Source organism: Pseudomonas sp. R28(2017) (assembly GCF_002112505.1).
In the GTDB taxonomy this organism is placed as follows: Bacteria; Pseudomonadota; Gammaproteobacteria; order Pseudomonadales; family Pseudomonadaceae; genus Aquipseudomonas.
The window spans coordinates 48855-65285 of the sequence record NZ_NEHW01000003.1; the positions used below are offsets into that span (position 1 = coordinate 48855).

The 16431-nt window shown below is 65.2% G+C and carries 12 protein-coding genes; 11 read left to right on the top strand and 1 reads right to left on the bottom strand.

Going from position 1 to position 16431, the window contains the following annotated elements; translation table 11 throughout:
• Window positions 1–34: 34 nt before the first annotated feature.
• Window positions 35–1888: a sigma-54-dependent Fis family transcriptional regulator gene (locus tag CAF78_RS05700; protein WP_085676828.1), complete on the bottom strand. Its 1854-nt coding sequence runs from the start codon at window positions 1886–1888 to the stop codon at window positions 35–37.
• A 279-nt stretch (window positions 1889–2167) separates the two neighbouring features.
• Here CAF78_RS05700 and CAF78_RS05705 point away from each other — a divergent pair, with 279 nt between their 5' ends.
• From CAF78_RS05705 to CAF78_RS05755, 11 genes are all read left to right on the top strand, one after another.
• Window positions 2168–3223: an NAD(+)/NADH kinase gene (locus CAF78_RS05705; protein ID WP_085676827.1), complete on the top strand. Its 1056-nt coding sequence runs from the start codon at window positions 2168–2170 to the stop codon at window positions 3221–3223.
• Window positions 3224–3245: 22 nt separating this feature from the next.
• Window positions 3246–4223, top strand: a complete 978-nt coding sequence (locus tag CAF78_RS05710) for a thiamine pyrophosphate-dependent dehydrogenase E1 component subunit alpha (RefSeq protein WP_085676826.1) — start codon at window positions 3246–3248, stop codon at window positions 4221–4223.
• Window positions 4224–4255: 32 nt separating this feature from the next.
• Entirely contained in the window at window positions 4256–5278 is a 1023-nt protein-coding gene (locus CAF78_RS05715) for an alpha-ketoacid dehydrogenase subunit beta (RefSeq protein WP_085676825.1), read from the top strand.
• Window positions 5275–6381 (top strand): acetoin dehydrogenase dihydrolipoyllysine-residue acetyltransferase subunit, encoded by a 1107-nt coding sequence (locus CAF78_RS05720; protein ID WP_085676824.1) that lies wholly within the window; start codon window positions 5275–5277, stop codon window positions 6379–6381. The genes CAF78_RS05715 and CAF78_RS05720 overlap by 4 nt, the downstream gene beginning before the upstream one ends.
• A 218-nt stretch (window positions 6382–6599) precedes the next feature.
• The gene (prmA, locus tag CAF78_RS05725; RefSeq protein WP_085676823.1) at window positions 6600–7478 is read left to right on the top strand and encodes a 50S ribosomal protein L11 methyltransferase; all 879 of its coding nucleotides are present in this window, start codon (window positions 6600–6602) and stop codon (window positions 7476–7478) included.
• Between the two features lie 42 nt (window positions 7479–7520).
• The gene (locus CAF78_RS05730) at window positions 7521–8840 is read left to right on the top strand and encodes a DUF3426 domain-containing protein (RefSeq protein ID WP_085676822.1); all 1320 of its coding nucleotides are present in this window, start codon (window positions 7521–7523) and stop codon (window positions 8838–8840) included.
• Window positions 8841–9016: 176 nt separating this feature from the next.
• Window positions 9017–10030 (top strand): tRNA dihydrouridine synthase DusB, encoded by a 1014-nt coding sequence (gene dusB, locus CAF78_RS05735; protein ID WP_085676821.1) that lies wholly within the window; start codon window positions 9017–9019, stop codon window positions 10028–10030.
• A complete protein-coding gene (fis, locus tag CAF78_RS05740; protein WP_008093076.1) occupies window positions 10027–10347 on the top strand; it encodes a DNA-binding transcriptional regulator Fis in 321 nt (106 codons plus the stop codon). Before dusB ends, fis begins: the two co-directional genes overlap by 4 nt.
• An 80-nt stretch (window positions 10348–10427) precedes the next feature.
• The gene (gene purH / locus CAF78_RS05745) at window positions 10428–12035 is read left to right on the top strand and encodes a bifunctional phosphoribosylaminoimidazolecarboxamide formyltransferase/IMP cyclohydrolase (RefSeq protein ID WP_085676820.1); all 1608 of its coding nucleotides are present in this window, start codon (window positions 10428–10430) and stop codon (window positions 12033–12035) included.
• 145 nt (window positions 12036–12180) lie between these two features.
• Complete coding sequence (gene purD / locus CAF78_RS05750) at window positions 12181–13476, top strand: phosphoribosylamine--glycine ligase (RefSeq protein WP_085676819.1); 1296 nt, start codon at window positions 12181–12183, stop codon at window positions 13474–13476.
• 144 nt (window positions 13477–13620) lie between these two features.
• On the top strand, window positions 13621–16392 hold the full coding sequence (locus CAF78_RS05755) for a hybrid sensor histidine kinase/response regulator (protein WP_085676818.1): 2772 nt from the start codon (window positions 13621–13623) through the stop codon (window positions 16390–16392).
• Window positions 16393–16431 lie beyond the last annotated feature (39 nt).

Sequence of the window (16431 nt, forward strand, 5' to 3'; positions counted from 1 at the left end):
AAAATGTTGTGGCGAACACCTGCCAGCCCCGACGCTAACCCTTCATTCGCGGCATCTCGATCCGATGCTCATGCACGCGCCGATACAAAGTCGCCCGCGATATCCCTAAGGCCCGTGCCGCTTCCGCTGGCTTCCAGCGGTGCCGTATCAAAGCATCGAGCAGCAGTTGCCGCGCCGGGCTCGAAACGCCGACAACAGCCGCAGGCACGACATCACCCCGCACCTCCTGTGGCAGGCTTTCCAGGCACACCTGCCCGCCCTCACTGACCGCACAGGCATATCGCAGTACCTGTCGCAGCTGGCGCAAATTCCCCGGCCAGCGGTACTCCAGCAGCGCCTGCAACGCATCGTCGGCCAGCACCACCTCAACCCCACAAGCCTCGGCCTCCTCAGCCAGCAACTGATGAATCAAGCCCAACCGGTCGTCGCGCTCACGCAGCGGCGGCAACTCGAACCGGGCATTGGCCAGACGGAAATACAGGTCTTCACGAAAACGCCCTTCACTCACCATCGTCGCCAGGTCGCGGTGTGTCGCACAGATCACCTGGATATCCACGCGCTCCCGCCGCGCTGCGCCCAGCGGCGCTACTTCGCCTTCAGCCAGCACTCGCAGCAACCGGGTCTGCAGATGCAGCGGCATGTCGCCAATCTCGTCAAGGAACAAGGTGCCGCCATCGGCCTGCTGCAGCAGCCCCTGCATGCCTTTGCTCGACGCACCGGTAAACGCCCCGGCGACATAGCCGAACAGCTCGCTCTCGATCAGGCTCTCAGGGATGGCGGCACAGTTCAGGGTGACGAACGGCCCGTCACGGCGCTGGCTCTGCTGGTGCAACTGACGCGCAAAGACCTCCTTGCCTGCACCGGTCTCACCCTGCACCAGCACCGCCAGGTTGCAATCCTTGACTCTTGTGGCCAACCGCAGGTGCTGTTCGATGCGCGAATCCTGGGCTTGCTGCAAAGGTTGCGTCCAGCCCCGCCGCTGGGGCGCGCTGACCCGCCCGAACAATCCGCCCCACCCCGGCAGGCGCTGGGCCGATGCCTCGTTGGCACGGCGCAGCTGGTCCATGTCGAACAACTCGCCAATGTGCTCAGGCAAACGCCCATGCCGTGCCAGCAAGCGCTCGCGGGCCAGGCTGTTGATCCCCAGCACCCGACCGTCGGCTTCCCAGGCGAGCAAATAGTCGGGCTGGCTCTCCACATAACCCGGGGTGCCATGGGCACGCATCACCCAGTGACCCTGGGCGCTGTGCATGAAAAAGGCGTTCTCGATCTCCCGTGCGGTCTGTTCAACCAACTGCAGGATCAGGTGCTGGCTGCGGCGGTCGTCCGGGGATTGCAGGGCCGACACATCGACCACGCCGAGCAACTCGCCCTGTGGGTCGAATACCGGCGCCGCCGTGCAGGTCAGGCCGATGAAGGCGGCACGAAAGTGATCGCGCTTGTGCACCGTGACCGACGCCTTGCTGGTCAGCACCGCCGCCACGCCACAGGTGCCCTCCTCGCCCTCCGACCAGCAGGTGCCCAGGTAAAGGCCGGCCTTGCGACAGTCGTTGCGGATGGCCGATTCGACCCGGTAATCGATGGTGCGCCCCAGGGCATCGGTCAGCAGCACGCAATAGTCGGCGCCGCGCACCCGCGCATGCAGACGCGCCACGGCATCGCTGGCAATACGCAGGAACAGTTCGGCACGTTCGCGGCATTCGTTGAGCAGGCTTTGCGAAAGGATGCGCGGCCCCTGTTGGGAGCCGGGGTCAAGACGGTACAGCTCCATGGAACGGCGCCATGAGTCGAGGATCAGCGGCGGCACCGGTGCCTGGGGCAGGCGGTCGGCGTTCTTCACCACCCGACTGACGCAATCGACATGGGCTCGGGAGTTCGCGGCAAGCATGAGGCCTCCGGTTCCTGTTTGTTCTTGTCGTTGTGCGGCCATTAAGCGCCTGCCGGCATGTCCCGACAAGCGCTGTGTGATTACCGGTGGGCTTGAGACGCTGCGTCTCAAGCGCCCGGCTGGCGCCTGGCAATGCTGGCACGCAGCGTCTCAAACAAAGGCCACTGCAACCTGGCCCGACTGCCGCCTGGCCGCTCTGCAACAGCACTTGCAGGGCAAAGGAAGGAACCTGGCACCCACCTTGCTCAAGCCTAGGCAAACAAGAACACGAGGTGTGCCATGCCGCAGCCCGCCCCGATCATCGGGATCATTGCCAACCCTGCCTCCGGCCGTGACCTGCGTCGCCTGACCAGCAATGCAGGGCTCTACTCCAGCACCGACAAGGCCTCGGTCATCCAGCGCCTGCTTGGCGCCTTTGGCGCCACTGGCGTCGCCAAGGTGCTGCTGCCCACCGACATGACCGGTATCGCCGCCGCCGTGCTCAAGGCCAGCCTCGGCCCCATGGCGCAGGACCAGCACTGGCCGCACCTGGAACTGCTCGACCTGCCATTGACCCAGACGGTCAGCGACACCCGCCTGGCCACCCGGCAGATGGTGGGGCGAGGCGTGAGCATGATCGCCGTGCTGGGCGGCGACGGCACGCACAAAGCCGTGGCGGCCGAGGCTGGGGACACGCCTCTGCTTACCCTGTCCACCGGCACCAACAACGCCTTCCCGGAACTGCGCGAAGCCACCAGCGCAGGCCTCGCTGGCGGCTTGCTCGCTGGTGGCCGGGTGCCTGCCAGCATCGGCCTGCGCCGCAACAAGCGGCTGCTGGTGAAGGTACCGCAGCAACAGCTGTGTGAGTGGGCGCTGGTCGAAGTGGCAGTGTCGCCGCAACGCTTCATCGGCGCTCGCGCGCTGAGCCGCAGCGAAGACCTCAGCGAAGTCTTCGCCTGCTTCGCCGAGCCCCACGCCATTGGCCTGTCCGCACTCTGCGGGCTGTGGCAACCGGTGGCCCGCCATGAACCACACGGTGCCTGGGTACGGCTCAACCCCGGTGCCGAACAGGCCTTGCTCGCGCCGCTTGCCCCCGGCCTGCTGCAAGGCTGCGGCATCACCGCCAGCGGCACGCTCAGCCCCGGTGTGGCGCACCGCCTGAGCCTCACCGCCGGCACCCTGGCCCTGGATGGCGAGCGCGAGATCGAGTTCGCCGAACACGACACCCCGACCATCACCCTTGACCTGCAAGGCCCATTGACGGTCGACGTCGAGGCCGTGCTGGCACATGCCGCCCGTCATCACCTGCTGGCCGTCCCGCACGGCCATCGGCTGCACCCTGCAACCCCGTGTTGAGACAACCCTGGAGAACAACAAGATGTCCACTCACCTCAGTTCAGAGCAATTGCTGCATGCCTATGAAGTGATGCGCACCATCCGTGCCTTCGAAGAACGCCTGCACGTGGAGTTCGCCACTGGCGAGATCCCCGGATTCGTCCACCTGTATGCCGGCGAAGAAGCCTCCGCCGCCGGGGTCATGGCGCACCTGCGCGACAGTGACTGCATTGCCTCGACCCACCGCGGCCATGGCCACTGCATCGCCAAGGGAGTCGACGTGTACGGCATGATGGCGGAGATCTACGGCAAGAAGACCGGCGTGTGCGGCGGCAAGGGCGGCTCGATGCACATTGCCGACCTGGAAAAAGGCATGCTCGGCGCCAACGGCATAGTCGGTGCCGGTGCACCACTGGTGGCGGGCGCCGCCCTGGCTGCCAAGATCAAAGGCAATGACAACGTGGCCGTGGCCTTCTTCGGCGACGGCGCCTCCAACGAGGGCGCAGTGTTCGAGGCAATGAACCTGGCCTCGATCATGAACCTGCCGTGCATCTTCGTCGCCGAGAACAACGGCTACGCCGAAGCCACCGCCTCGACCTGGTCGGTGGCTTGCGACCATATCGCCGACCGCGCCGCCGGCTTCGGCATGCCAGGGGTGACCATCGACGGCTTCGACTTCTTTGCCGTGCACGAGGCTGCCGGCGCCGCCATCGAGCGCGCCCGTTCAGGGCAAGGCCCGTCGCTGATCGAGGTCAAGCTGAGCCGCTACTACGGCCACTTCGAAGGCGACGCACAGACCTATCGCGCACCCGATGAAGTGAAGAACCTGCGCGAATCCCGTGACTGCCTGCTGCAGTTCCGCAACAAGACCACCCGTGCCGGCCTGCTGCAGGCGGCGCAACTGGACGCCATCGACGCCCGTGTCGACGACCTGATCGAAGACGCCGTGCGCCGCGCCAAATCCGACCCCAAGCCCCAGCCCGCCGACCTGCTCACCGATGTCTACGTCAGCTACCCCTGAGCCCGGAAAACAAGAACAACAGGAGAACCACCATGGCTAGAAAAATCAGTTATCAGCAGGCCATCAACGAAGCCCTGGCCCAGGAAATGCACCGCGACAGCAGCGTGTTCATCATTGGTGAAGACGTTGCCGGTGGCGCGGGCGCCCCAGGCGAAGATGATGCCTGGGGTGGCGTGCTCGGTGTCACCAAAGGCTTGTACCACCAGTTCCCGGGGCGCGTGCTCGATGCGCCGCTGTCGGAAATCGGCTACGTCGGTGCCGCAGTCGGTGCCGCCACCCAAGGCCTGCGCCCGGTGTGCGAGTTGATGTTCGTCGATTTCGCCGGCTGCTGCCTGGACCAGATCCTCAACCAGGCCGCCAAGTTCCGCTACATGTTCGGCGGCAAGGCGGTCACCCCGCTGGTGATGCGCACCATGTACGGCGCCGGCCTGCGCGCCGCTGCCCAGCACTCGCAGATGCTCACGTCGCTATGGACCCACATCCCCGGCCTGAAGGTGGTCTGCCCGTCCTCGCCGTATGACGCCAAGGGCCTGCTGATCCAGGCGATCCGTGACAATGACCCGGTGATCTTCTGCGAGCACAAGCTGCTCTACAGCCTGCAGGGCGAGGTACCGGAAGAGGTCTATACCGTGCCATTTGGCGAGGCCAACTTCCTGCGTGACGGCGACGACGTGACCCTGGTGACCTACGGCCGCATGGTCCACGTGGCCATGGAAGCCGCCAGCAACCTGGCCCGCCAGGGCATCGACTGCGAAGTGCTGGACCTGCGTACCACCAGCCCGCTGGACGAGGCCAGCATCCTCGAAAGCGTGGAGAAGACCGGCCGCCTGGTGGTGATCGACGAAGCCAACCCGCGCTGCTCGATGGCCACCGACATCAGCGCACTGGTCGCGCAAAAGGCCTTCGCCGCGCTCAAGGGCCCGATCGAGATGGTTACCGCGCCGCACACCCCGGTGCCGTTCTCCGATGCCCTGGAAGACCTGTACATTCCTGACGCGGCGAAGATCGAAGCAGCCGTGCGCAAGGTGATCGAAGCTGCAAGGAGTGCCGCATGAGCCAGATCCATACCCTGACCATGCCCAAGTGGGGCCTGTCGATGACCGAGGGCCGGGTCGATGCCTGGCTCAAGCAAGAGGGGGATGAAATCAGCAAGGGCGACGAAGTGCTGGACGTCGAGACTGACAAGATCAGTAGCAGTGTCGAGGCGCCATTCAGCGGCGTGCTGCGCCGCCAGGTGGCCCGCCCCGACGAAACCTTGCCGGTCGGTGCGCTGCTGGCGGTGGTGGTGGAGGGTGAAGCCGAAGAGGCAGAAATCGACGCCGTGGTGCAACGTTTCCAGGCCGAGTTCGTCGCCCAGGGCAGCGCCGACCAGGCCCAGGGGCCAGCACCGCAGAAAGCCGAGGTAGCCGGGCGCCTGCTGCGCTGGTTCGAACTGGGTGACGGTGGTACGCCGCTGGTGCTGGTGCACGGCTTTGGCGGCGATCTCAACAACTGGCTGTTCAACCACCCGGCACTGGCGGCCGAGCGACGGGTCATCGCCCTGGACCTGCCGGGGCATGGCGAGTCGGCCAAGGCCCTGGACAAAGGTGACCTGGATGAACTGAGCGAAACCGTGCTGGCCCTGCTCGACCATCTGGGCATCGCCAAGGCTCACCTGGCCGGGCACTCCATGGGGGGCGCGGTCAGCCTGAACGTGGCACGCCTGGCGCCGCAGCGGGTGGCGAGCCTGTGTCTGGTGGCCAGTGCCGGGCTGGGCGAGGCAATCAATGGCCATTACCTGCAAGGCTTCGTCGCCGCGGCCAACCGCAACGCGCTGAAGCCGCAGATGGTACAGCTGTTCGCCGACCCGGGACTGGTGACCCGGCAGATGCTCGAGGACATGCTCAAGTTCAAGCGCCTGGAAGGCGTGGATCAAGCCTTGCGCCAACTGGGTTCGGCGCTGGCCGACGGTGACCGCCAGCGCCATGACTTGCGCGGGGTGCTGGGGCAGCACCCGGCGCTGGTGATCTGGGGGACCGCGGACGCGATCATTCCAGTGGCGCATGCCAGCGGGCTTGAGGCCGAGGTGCTGCTGGTGCCTGGGGTCGGGCACATGGTGCAGATGGAGGCGGCGGAGCAGGTGAACCAGCGGGTGCTGGAGTTCCTGAGCAGGCACTGACCTTTTCAACTGTCTGTTCCGGGCTCTTCGCGGGCAAGCCCGCTCCCACAGGATCTCCTGACCTTGAAGACCATGGATAACCTGTGGGAGCGGGCTTGCCCGCGAAGAACGCGACACGGTCTGCCGCCCCTGCTCTACAAACCCCCCGCACTCGCGTAAACTGCCAGGCTTCTCGCAGCCTCGGGCTGCCCCTGTCCGATTTACCAAAGGTGCCCGCCATGCCTTGGCTGCAAGTACGCCTGGCCATCAGCCCGGAACAAGCCGAAACCTACGAAGACGCCCTGCTCGAAGTCGGCGCCGTATCGGTCACGTTCATGGACGCTGAAGACCAGCCGATCTTCGAACCCGACCTCAACACCACCCCGCTGTGGTCGCATACTCACTTGCTGGCCCTGTTCGAAGCCGACGCCGAGCCTGAAGCGGTGTTCGCCCACCTGCAATTGCTGACCGGCGCCGAGTTGCCCGAGCACCAGGCCGAGGTGATCGAGGACCAGGACTGGGAACGCAGCTGGATGGACGGTTTCCAGCCGATGCGCTTCGGCCAGCGCCTGTGGATCGTGCCGAGCTGGCACGAGGCCCCGGATCAGGACGCGGTCAACCTGCTGCTCGACCCCGGTCTGGCCTTCGGCACCGGCACCCACCCGACCACCGCGCTGTGCCTGGAATGGCTCGACGGCCAGCAGCTGCAAGGCACCCAGGTGCTGGACTTCGGCTGCGGCTCGGGCATCCTCGCCATCGCCGCCCTGCTGCTGGGCGCTCGCGAGGCCGTGGGTACCGACATCGACGTGCAGGCCATCGAAGCCTCGCGTGACAACGCCCAGCGCAACGGCATCGCCGACGACAAACTGGCGCTGTACCTGCCCGAGCGCATGCCGGCCATGCAGGCCGACGTGCTGGTCGCCAACATCCTGGCTGGCCCGCTGGTGTCGCTGGCGCCGCAGCTGTCCGGCCTGGTCCGCCCAGGTGGCCTGCTGGCCCTGTCGGGCATCCTCGCCGAACAGGGTGAGGAAGTGGCCGCGGCCTATGCTGCCGACTTCGACCTGGACCCGATCGTCGTGCGCGACGGCTGGGTGCGCATCAGTGGTCGGCGCCGCTAAGCGGGCCTAGAATAGTTCTCTGCACAGCTCCCGGATCGCCGCATGACCGACAGTTTCGTCACCCAGTGCCCGCATTGCCAGACCAGCTTTCGCGTCACTCATCACCAGCTGAGCGTGGCTCGCGGCGTCGTGCGCTGCGGCCACTGCCTGCAAGTGTTCAATGCGGCCAAGCAGTTGCTGGAGCAGAACCGTGCCGGGGCCAGCGCTGCCCCCGTGGCACCACCGCCAGCGGTGGTCGAGCCGGTCGCGGCGCCTGAACCGGTCGCCAGCGAGCCGCCACCGGTGGAAAAAGAGGACTGGGCCATCACCGCCCAGGCCCTGGATGAACTCGACCTGGACCAGGAGCTCGCCCGCCTCGAACGCCGTGGCGAGGCTGCCGAACCGCGTCTTGACGCCAAGGCCGGTGCCCTGCAGGCCCGTCGCGACGAGCCGGCTGCCGATGAGCATGCTGATGAACCGTTCGGTACCGCGACCGACGACCGCCATGAACCGCTCGCGGCTCATGAACCGGCGCCGGTACTGCTGGACGAGCAGCCATTGGAGCCGGAGCCGGGTGATCGTACCGAGCCGACCCTCGGCGGCAACCTGGACCTCGACCTCGACGACGAACCCCCTGCGCAACACGCTGCCGAGCCGGAGCCCCAGCAACGGTTCGACGAGCACGATGACGATGTGATTCACGAAAAAGGCCTGAGCGCCCGTGATGACGACGACACTGACCTCCAGTTGTCGGCCCGCGACGACGACCCGCTCGAGCCGCTGCCTGGGGAACGCCTGGAGCCCGGCTTCGCCGCCAAGGCTGAGCGCCCGTCACGCAAGGAGCCGCTGGTCGACGTGGTCGACGACCCGCTGCAACTGGGCTGGGAAAAACCCCAAGCCAACTGGGGCAAGCGCCTGCTGTGGGGCTTCCTGTGCCTGCTGGCCGCTGGCTTGCTGGCATTCCAGTATGTGTGGTTCCACTTCGACGAAATGGCCCGCCAGGACCAGTACCGGCCGGTGTTCCTGCAGCTGTGCCCGATGCTCGGCTGCGAAGTGCCGACCCGCGTCGATATCGGCCGGATCAAGAGCAGCAACCTGGTGGTACGTAGCCACCCGGACTTCAAGGGCGCCCTGATCGTCGACGCGATCATCTACAACCGCGCCCCGTTCGCCCAGCCATTCCCGCTGCTGGAGCTGCGTTTTGCCGACCTCAATGGCCAACTGATCGCCAGCCGTCGGTTCAAGCCCAGCGAGTACCTGTCGGGCGAACTGGCCGGGCGCGGCGAAATGCCCAGCCAGACGCCGATCCATATCGCCCTGGATATTCTCGACCCGGGCCCCAAGGCCGTGAACTACAGCCTCAGCTTCCGCTCGCCGGAATGACGACCCAGGGCTGGCAGCCGGATTATCGGCGCCAGCCTGCTGTCGCAAACCCTCGGGCATAAGGCCGGAGCTGTTCAGAATTTATCCAAATCCTTCTTTATCCGGTCACCGAGAGCGGGTATCATGCCAACCCTTTTTCGGACTCCCATGATTCGGCCCCACAACAGGGAACACCTATGTCGGCGGTACGCATCGGCCCATACACACTACGCAACAACCTGATCCTCGCGCCCATGGCCGGGGTCACGGACCAGCCTTTCCGTACACTTTGCAAGCGCCTGGGCGCCGGCATGGTGGTGTCGGAGATGGTCAGCAGCGACATGAGCCTGTGGAACAGCCGCAAGTCCAGCCTGCGCCGCATCCATGAAGGTGATCCCGAGCCGCGCTCGGTGCAGATCGCCGGCGGTGATGCGCAGATGATGGCGGCGGCGGCGCGGGCCAACGTCGAGGCAGGCGCCCAGATCATCGATATCAACATGGGCTGCCCGGCAAAAAAAGTCTGCAACAAAGCTGCAGGCTCTGCTTTATTGAGAGATGAAGCTCTGGTCGCCGAAATCCTCCACGCCGTGGTCGGCGCAGTGGACGTGCCGGTGACGCTGAAAATCCGCACCGGTTGGGACCGGGCGAACAAGAACGGCCTGACCGTGGCGAAGATCGCCGAACAGGCCGGCATTCAGGCGCTGGCGGTGCATGGCCGCACACGTGCCGACCTTTACACCGGCGAAGCCGAATACGACACCATCGCTGCCATCAAGCAGGCGGTGTCGATCCCGGTTTTCGCCAATGGCGATATCACTTCGCCAGAAAAGGCCCGGGCGGTGCTGGATGCCACCGGGGTCGACGGCTTGCTGATCGGCCGGGCTGCCCAGGGGCGGCCATGGATCTTTCGCGAGATCGAACATTTTTTGGGGACCGGCCAACATTTGCCGGCCCCGCAGTTGGACGAAGTGGAACGCATCCTGCTGGAGCACCTGGCCGCGCTGCACGCCTTCTATGGCGATGTGATGGGCGTGCGTATCGCCCGCAAGCACGTGGGCTGGTACCTGGCAACACGACCCGGCGGCAAGGAGTTTCGCTCCCGGTTCAACGCTTTGGAAGACACACAAGCGCAGTGCGCCAACGTTCGCGCGTTTTTCAGCGAGCGTCGACAGAGCCTTGAGACAGAGGACGGACAAGGGGTGGCCGCATGACGATGATGACCGAGACATTAGTGAGTGGAACAACGCCCGTGAGCGACAACGCCAACCTCAAACAGCACCTCAACACGCCGAGCGAAGAGGGCCAGACCCTTCGCGACAGCGTCGAGAAGGCGCTGCACAACTACTTCGCACACCTGGAAGGCGCGACCGTCACCGACGTGTACAACCTGGTGCTCTCCGAAGTCGAGGCGCCCCTGCTCGAAAGCGTGATGAACTACGTGAAGGGCAACCAGACCAAGGCCAGCGAGATGCTCGGGCTCAACCGTGGCACCCTGCGCAAGAAGCTCAAGCAGTACGACTTGTTGTAAGCCAGAATCCCAATCAGAAAAGGCGGCCTCTGCGAAGAGACGCCTTTTTTGCTGACTCCACCGCGTTATTGGAACCCGAAATGACCGACCAGACTACCCGCCTGCCAGTCCGCCGCGCCCTGATCAGCGTCTCCGACAAGACCGGTATCCTCGAATTCGCCCGTGAGCTGCAGCAGCTCGGTGTCGAGATCCTGTCCACCGGCGGCACCTACAAGCTGCTCAAGGACAACGGTGTGAACGCGGTGGAAGTGGCCGACTACACTGGCTTCGCCGAAATGATGGATGGCCGGGTCAAGACCCTGCACCCGAAGATCCACGGTGGCATCCTCGGCCGCCGCGGCACCGACGACGCCATCATGAACGAGCACGGCATCAAGCCGATCGACCTGGTTGCAGTCAATCTGTACCCGTTCGAAGCCACCATTTCCAAGCCAGGCTGTGACCTGCCGACCGCCATCGAGAACATCGACATCGGCGGCCCGACCATGGTCCGTTCGGCTGCCAAGAACCACAAGGACGTCGCCATCGTGGTCAACGCCAGCGACTACGCCGGCGTGCTGGAAGGCCTGAAGGCCGGTGGCCTGACCTACGCCCAGCGCTTCGACCTGATGCTCAAGGCGTTCGAGCACACTGCCGCCTACGACGGCATGATCGCCAACTACATGGGCACCATCGACCAGGCCAAAGAGACCCTGACCACCGAAGCACGCAGCGAATTCCCGCGTACCTTCAACAGCCAGTTCGTCAAGGCCCAGGAAATGCGCTACGGCGAGAACCCGCACCAGAGCGCGGCGTTCTACGTTGAAGCGAAGAAAGGCGAGGCCAGCATCTCCACCGCCGTCCAGCTGCAAGGCAAGGAGCTGTCGTTCAACAACGTGGCCGACACCGACGCCGCGCTGGAGTGCGTGAAGAGCTTCGTCAAGCCGGCCTGCGTCATCGTCAAGCACGCCAACCCGTGCGGAGTGGCCGTTGTGCCTGAAGACGAAGGCGGCATCCGCAAGGCCTACGACCTGGCCTACGCCACCGACACCGAGTCGGCGTTCGGCGGCATCATCGCCTTCAACCGCGAACTGGACGGCGAAACCGCCCAGGCCATCGTCGACCGTCAGTTCGTCGAAGTGATCATCGCGCCGAAAATCTCCCAGGCTGCCCGCGACGTGGTGGCGGCCAAGCAGAACGTGCGTCTGCTGGAATGCGGCGAGTGGCCAGCCGAGCGCGCTGCCGGTTGGGACTTCAAGCGCGTCAACGGTGGCCTGCTGGTGCAGAGCCGCGATATCGGCATGATCACCGCCGATGACCTGAAGATCGTCACCAAGCGTGCCCCGACCGAGCAAGAGATCCACGACCTGGTGTTTGCCTGGAAAGTCGCCAAGTTCGTCAAGTCCAACGCCATCGTCTACGCCAAGCAGCGCCAGACCATCGGCGTCGGCGCCGGCCAGATGAGCCGCGTCAACTCCGCCCGCATCGCCGCCATCAAGGCCGAGCATGCCGGCCTGCAGGTACAGGGTGCGGTCATGGCCTCGGACGCGTTCTTCCCGTTCCGTGACGGCATCGACAATGCGGCTAAAGTGGGTATCAGCGCCGTGATCCAGCCGGGTGGCTCGATGCGTGATGCCGAGGTGATTGCTGCCGCTGATGAAGCCGGCATCGCCATGGTATTCACCGGCATGCGCCACTTCCGCCACTAATTACGCGGATCCCGGGCAAACGGCGATCCTGTGGGAGCGGGCTTGCCCGCGAATACGATGGTGCATGCACCGCCGCATTCGCTGGCAAGCCCGCTCCCACAAGGTTCGGCGCGAGCCCCTGGATCACCTGAATCGAGGTTTTGACATGAAAGTTTTGATCATCGGCAGCGGCGGCCGTGAGCACGCCCTGGCCTGGAAAGTCGCCCAGGACCCACGCGTCGAGAAAGTCTTCGTCGCACCCGGCAACGCCGGCACCGCCATTGAAGCCAAGTGCGAGAACGTCGCCATCGACGTCTGCGCCCTGGAGCAGCTGGCCGACTTCGCCGAGAAGAACGTCGACCTGACCATCGTCGGCCCGGAAGCGCCGCTGGTGATCGGCGTGGTCGACCTGTTCCGCAGCCGCGGCCTGGACTGCTTCGGCCCGACCAAGGGCGCGGCCCAGCTGGAAGGTTCCAAGGCGTTCACCAAGGACTTCCTGGCGCGCCACAAGATCCCGACCGCCGACTACCAGAACTTCACCGAGATCGAGCCTGCTCTGGCCTACCTGCAGGAAAAAGGCGCACCGATCGTGATCAAGGCCGACGGCCTGGCGGCGGGCAAGGGCGTGATCGTCGCCATGACCCTGGAAGAAGCCGAAGCCGCCGTGCGTGACATGCTGGCCGGCAACGCCTTCGGCGAGGCTGGTTCGCGTGTGGTCATCGAAGAGTTCCTCGACGGCGAGGAAGCCAGCTTCATCGTCATGGTCGACGGCCACAACGTGCTGCCAATGGCCACCAGCCAGGACCACAAGCGCGTCGGCGACCAGGACACCGGCCCGAACACCGGCGGCATGGGCGCCTACTCCCCTGCCCCGGTGGTTACCCCGGACGTTCACCAGCGTGTGATGGACCAGGTGATCTGGCCGACCGTGCGTGGCATGGCCGAGGAAGGCAACGTCTACACCGGCTTCCTGTATGCCGGCCTGATGATCGACAAGGCGGGCAACCCCAAGGTCATCGAGTTCAACTGCCGCTTCGGCGACCCTGAAACCCAGCCGGTCATGCTGCGCCTGGAGTCGAGCCTGGTGCTGCTGGTCGAAGCCGCCTTCGCCAAGGCCCTGGACAAGGTCGAAGCACAGTGGGACCCGCGCCCGAGCCTGGGCGTGGTGCTGGCTGCCGGCGGTTACCCGGGCGACTACGCCAAGGGCGACGTGATCAACGGCCTGGAGGCTGCGGCCAAGATCGAAGGCAAGGTGTTCCATGCCGGTACTTCGCTGAAAGACGGCCAGGTCGTCACCAACGGCGGCCGCGTGCTCTGCGCCACCGCCATGGGTGCCAGCGTTGCCGATGCCCAGCAACAAGCCTACCGCCTGGCCAAGGAAGTGAACTGGAACGGCAGCTTCTACCGTACCGACATCGGCTACCGGGCCATCGCCCGCGAGCGCGGTGAGCACCAGCAGTAAGTTGTACCGGGTTGCCGCAGCACGCCAAGGCACTTCGCGTCTGCGGTACCCGGCTGGTCGACAGGGCCCCCAGGGGCCTTGCCTTCGACTTGGCGCGCCGCGCATAGTTAGTATCTGGCACATCGGCTAGGAAGGGATCTCGTAGTGCGTCGGCTTCGGATTGCCACAGCTCTGATCGTCAGCTTGCTGACTCTGCTCTGCCTGTTGCCGGCTTCGGCCGAACAGGGCGGAGGCTGGTCCGTTCTGCTCGATGAACAGGCCAACCTGCAGTTGAGCGACGTGCGTTCCGATCGCTACCGCAGCCAATTCAGCCCGATCACCCTTGGCCAGCTCGATGCAGCACCGCCCGAACAGGCCCTGTGGTTGCACTATCGCCTGGAGCCGGGTGACCAGGAGCAGCTGCTGCGCATCTTCGCCCCTGACCTGTCCCGTCTCGACCTCTATGCCCTGGATGGCGACAGGCTGCTGCGCCAACTGCACCATGGACGCCAGGCCGGCAACGCCAGCCCCACGCTGCGCGGCAGCGACCATGTATTATCCTTGCCCAACAGCCAGCACGCGCTGGACATCTATCTGCGCCTGGTCTCGGAGCACCAACTGCGCCCGGCGATCAGCCTGGAGCCTGCAGCGCTAGCGGCCTCCGACCATAGCCAGCCGCTGCTGTTCGGCATGCTGTTCGGCGGCCTGGTGATGCTCATCCTGCACAACCTGATCCGCTTCCTCTATACCCGCTCCAGCACCACCCTGTATCTGGCCCTTTACCACGGGCTGATGATGCTCAGCGGCCTGATCCTGCTCAACCTCAGCGGCCCGTGGTGGCACCTGTGGCACAGCGCGCAAACTCCGGCCGCCTACCTGACCCTGGTACTGGCCGGGCTGTCGGGGCTGTATTTCACCCAGCATTTCTTCTCGCCCTGCAATTCGCCGCGGCTAAACCGCCTGCTGCACGGCGAAATGCTGGTCGCCGCGGTCAGCGGGCTGATCCTGCTGTTCGTCGATACCTTGCCGCTGAACCTGATGACCTATGCCCTGCTGGCAGTCGGCAGCGTGACCATGCTGCTGGTCAGCAGCTACCACTGGTACAAGGGCTATGCACCAGCACGGCTGTTCAGCATCGCCATGCTGGTGTTCAACCTTGGCGGCCTGGTGTTGCTGCCCGCCCTGCTCGGCCTGACCCGCACTTCGACGCCTTGGCTGCTGTGCATCCTCCTGGGCATGACGGTCGCCAGCGGCTTGCTGCTCAACCTGGCCGTCAGCGAGCGCCTGCGGCGCATCAGCGAGGAACGCTTCAGCGCCAGCCGTGCACTGGCTGCCAGCGATGCCGAGATCAACGCCAAGGCAGAGTTCCTGGCCAAGATCAGCCACGAAATCCGCACCCCCATGAACGGGGTGCTGGGCATGACCGAGTTGCTGCTTGGCACGCCGCTGTCGGTCAAGCAGCGCGACTATGTGCAGACCATCCACAGCGCCGGCAACGAGCTGCTGACACTGATCAACGAGATTCTCGACATTTCCAAGCTGGAGTCGCGACAGATCGAACTGGATGACGTGCAGTTCGACCTCAACGCCCTGATCGAAGACTGCCTGAACATTTTCCGCGCCAAGGCCGAGCAGCAGAACATCGAGCTGATCAGCTTCACCCAGCCGCAGGTGCCGCGGGTCATCAGCGGTGACCCGACGCGCCTGCGCCAGGCGCTGTCGAGCCTGCTGGAAAATGCCCTGAAGAACACCTCCCAGGGCGAGATCCTGCTGGTGGTGGCACTGGACCAGCGCGGCGAAATCCCGCGCCTGCGCATTGCCGTGCAGGACAGTGGCGAGCCGCTGCCAGCTGCCGAACGCGAAGCCTTGCTGCAGGCCGAACTGCACAGCCACCACTTCCTCTCCAGCAACAAGCTCGGCGGCCACCTCGGGCTGGTCATCGCCAAGCAGCTGATCGGCCTGATGCAAGGCGAATTCGGCATCAAGAGCAGCACCAGCATGGGCAACACCCTGTGGCTGACCTTGCCGCTCGACCCGTCACGCCTGGAGCAGCCACCGGCAGACCTGGACGGCCCATTGCGCGACGCCCGGGTGCTGGTGGTGGACGACAACGACACCTGCCGCAAGGTGCTGGTGCAGCAGTGCAGCGCCTGGGGCATGAATGTCAGCGCGGTGCCCTCCGGCAAGGAAGCGCTGGCCCTGCTGCGGACCAAGGCGCACCTGCGCGACTACTTCGACGCGGTGTTGCTGGACCAGAACATGCCGGGCATGACCGGCATGCAGCTGGCGGCCAAGATCAAGGAAGACCCGAGCCTGAACCACGACATCCTGGTGGTGATGCTCACCGGCATCAGCAACGCGCCCAGCAAGGTCATCGCGCGCAATGCCGGGGTCAAGCGCATCCTCGCCAAGCCGGTTGCCGGCTATACGCTCAAGACCACCCTGGCTGAAGAACTGGCCCAGCGCGGCCACGAGCAGACGGTCCCGGCGCCGCTGCCCGGCGCGCCGGCTGTGCTTGAGCTGCCGAACGACTTCCGCGTGCTGGTGGCCGAAGACAACAGCATCTCGACCAAGGTCATTCGCGGCATGCTCGGCAAGCTCAACCTGGAGCCCGATACCGCCAGCAACGGTGAAGAGGCCTTGCAGGCGATGAAGGCACAGCGTTACGACCTGGTGCTGATGGACTGCGAAATGCCGGTGCTGGACGGTTTCTCCGCGACCCAGCAGTTGCGTGCCTGGGAAACCACCCACCAGCGCCAGCGCACCCCGGTGGTGGCGCTCACTGCGCATATACTGGCAGAGCACAAGGAACGCGCGCGGTTGGCCGGCATGGACGGGCACATGGCCAAGCCGGTGGAGCTGTCGCAGTTGCGCGAGTTGATCCAGTATTGGGCCAACCAGCGCGAAGCCAAGGCTGACCCTGCGCACAGCTCGTAACCAAACCGGTCGCTCCTGCACACCACCCTTATCCCTCAA